3 protein-coding genes are annotated in these 2576 nt (G+C 64.6%); all 3 read left to right on the top strand.

What is annotated here, in order from left to right; all coding sequences use genetic code 11:
- Window positions 1–123: 123 nt before the first annotated feature.
- From dapE to B348_RS0102915, 3 genes are read left to right on the top strand one after another with little or no spacing between them, the layout of a single operon-like run.
- Entirely contained in the window at window positions 124–1275 is a 1152-nt protein-coding gene (dapE, locus tag B348_RS0102925; RefSeq protein WP_017734667.1) for a succinyl-diaminopimelate desuccinylase, read from the top strand.
- On the top strand, window positions 1275–2084 hold the full coding sequence (locus B348_RS0102920) for a putative RNA methyltransferase (protein WP_017734666.1): 810 nt from the start codon (window positions 1275–1277) through the stop codon (window positions 2082–2084). The genes dapE and B348_RS0102920 overlap by 1 nt, the downstream gene beginning before the upstream one ends.
- A gap of 49 nt (window positions 2085–2133) precedes the next feature.
- Entirely contained in the window at window positions 2134–2511 is a 378-nt protein-coding gene (locus B348_RS0102915; RefSeq protein WP_017734665.1) for a hypothetical protein, read from the top strand.
- The last annotated feature ends 65 nt before the right edge of the window (window positions 2512–2576 follow it).

The following is a 2576-nucleotide window of genomic DNA, read 5'->3' as shown; positions in this document are numbered from 1 at the left end:
CTGGCTGGCACACCGCGGCGATGCTATCGCAGGCAAGCCAGCTCCCACATTGGCTCTACATCGCCCCGAGCTCTGTATTCCACATTCGTCCTGCGCCCACACCACGCTTCCCGGAGTTTTCCCATGACGGCCCATGCCGACCTTTCGCCGACCCTTCAACTTGCCATCGACCTGATCCGTCGCCCCTCGGTAACGCCGATCGACGCCGATTGCCAGAAGCTGATGATGCAGCGCCTGGGCGACGCCGGTTTTGCGCTGGAGCCGATGCGCATCGAGGACGTGGACAATTTCTGGGCCACCCACGGCAAGCACGAAGGCCCGGTGCTGTGCTTCGCCGGTCACACCGACGTGGTCCCGACAGGCCCGGTGCAGGCCTGGCAGAACGACCCGTTCGACGCATTGATCGATGACAACGGCATGCTCTGCGGCCGTGGCGCGGCAGACATGAAAGGCAGCCTGGCGGCGATGCTGGTGGCTTCCGAGCGCTTCGTGCACGACTACCCGGACCACAAGGGCTCGGTCGCCTTCCTGATCACCAGCGATGAAGAAGGCCCGGCGCACCACGGCACCAAGGCTGTGATCGAACGCCTGGCCGCGCGCAAGGAGCGCCTGGACTGGTGCATCGTCGGCGAACCGTCGAGCACCACGCTGGTGGGCGATGTGGTCAAGAACGGCCGTCGCGGCTCCCTCGGGGCCACCCTGACCGTGCGCGGCGTGCAAGGCCACGTGGCCTACCCGCACCTGGCGAAGAACCCGATCCACCTGGCCGCACCGGCCCTGGCCGAACTGGCCGCCGAGCATTGGGACGACGGCAACACCTTCTTCCCGCCGACCAGCTTCCAGATCTCCAACCTGAACTCCGGCACCGGCGCCACCAACGTGATTCCCGGTGACCTGACGGCGGTGTTCAACTTCCGCTTCTCCACCGAATCCACCGTCGAAGGCCTGCAACAGCGCGTCGCGGCGATCCTCGACAAGCACGGCCTGGACTGGCATGTGGAATGGGCGCTGTCGGGCCTGCCGTTCCTCACCGAACCGGGCGCGTTGCTGGATGCGGTCTCGGCCAGCATCAAGGCGATCACCGGGCGTGAGACCAAGGCGTCCACCAGCGGCGGTACCTCGGATGGGCGTTTCATCGCCACCCTCGGTACCCAAGTGGTAGAACTGGGTCCGGTCAACGCGACGATCCACCAGGTCAACGAACGCATTCTGGCCAGCGATCTCGATGTGCTGACCGAGATCTACTACCAGACCCTGATCAAGTTGCTCGCCTGATGCTCGCCTGCCCCCTCTGCAGCGCCCCGCTCAACGCGGTGGACAATGGCGTTGCGTGCCCCGCCGGGCACCGTTTCGACCGCGCGCGCCAGGGTTACCTGAACCTCTTGCCGGTGCAGCACAAGAACAGCCGCGACCCGGGCGACAACCTCGCCATGGTCGAGGCGCGCCGTGACTTCCTCAACGCCGGGCACTACGCCCCGGTGGCCAAGCGCCTGGCCGAACTGGCGGCAGAACGTGCCCCGGCGCGCTGGGTGGACATTGGCTGTGGCGAGGGTTACTACACCGCGCAAATCGCCGACGCCCTGCCCCAGGCGGATGGCTATGCGCTGGACATTTCCAAGGAAGCCGTCAAGCGTGCGTGCAAGCGCAACCCGGCGCTGACCTGGTTGATCGCCAGCATGGCCCGCGTGCCATTGGCGTCAGGCAGCTGCCAGTTTCTCGCCAGCGTGTTCAGCCCGTTGGACTGGGAAGAGGCCAAGCGCCTGCTCAGCCCTGGCGGCGGCCTGATGAAGGTCGGCCCGACCAGCGGCCACCTGATGGAACTGCGCGAGCGCCTGTACGACGAAGTGCGCGAGTACACCGACGACAAGCACCTGGCCCTGGTGCCGGACGGCATGAGCCTGGCCCATAGCGAAACCCTGGAGTTCACCCTGAGCCTGGCCGAGCCTCAAGACCGCGCCAACCTGCTGGCCATGACACCCCACGGCTGGCGCGCCAGCGCCGAAAAACGTGCCGAAGTGATCGAGGCGGCCGAGCCGCTGTCTGTCACTGTGTCGATGCGTTACGACTATTTCGTGCTTCAATAACCGACTTTTCCGCGAATGGATTTTTAAAATCCCGCAACGAGGAACATCCATGCGCCAACCCGATATCGAGATTTACCTGAAGGACGCCGACGTCGACTACAAAGCCGTCGCCGCCTGGCTGGGCGCCGCCCTGGGCCCATGTACCGATTGGGTGCAGAAAGGCCAGACCTACAAGTGCAAGGCCGGCAACGTACCCGTCACCTGGCTGCCCAAGGCCGTAGGCAAATGGAACAGCCTGTACCTGGAAAGCGACCAGACCCCGTGGGACGACGACATCGCCTGCGCCCGCGCCGCGTTTGCTGCGCTGAACGTCGAAGTGCGTTGCGCGCCGGGGACGTGGGTTGAGGAGGAAGGTGAGGAAAGCGCTGATACCTGGATTCGGATCAGCGAAGACGGTGAAGAACAGATCACCTGGAAAACCGCCTGATTTAAAGCTGCAAACACAATCAATGTGGGAGCTGGCTTGCCTGCGATGCAGACACCTCGGTCTAT

It is taken from the genome of Pseudomonas sp. CBZ-4 (genome assembly GCF_000346755.1).
Classification (GTDB): domain Bacteria; phylum Pseudomonadota; class Gammaproteobacteria; order Pseudomonadales; family Pseudomonadaceae; genus Aquipseudomonas.
This window is presented reverse-complemented; position numbering and strand designations above follow the sequence as displayed.

What these genes read in the sequence shown, in the direction of transcription:
- dapE (WP_017734667.1), top strand. Translation starts at nt 124, where the DNA reads ATGACGGCCCATGCCGACCTTTCGCCGACCCTTCAACTTGCCATCGAC.
- B348_RS0102920 (WP_017734666.1), top strand. Translation starts at nt 1,275, where the DNA reads ATGCTCGCCTGCCCCCTCTGCAGCGCCCCGCTCAACGCGGTGGACAAT.
- B348_RS0102915 (WP_017734665.1), top strand. Translation starts at nt 2,134, where the DNA reads ATGCGCCAACCCGATATCGAGATTTACCTGAAGGACGCCGACGTCGAC.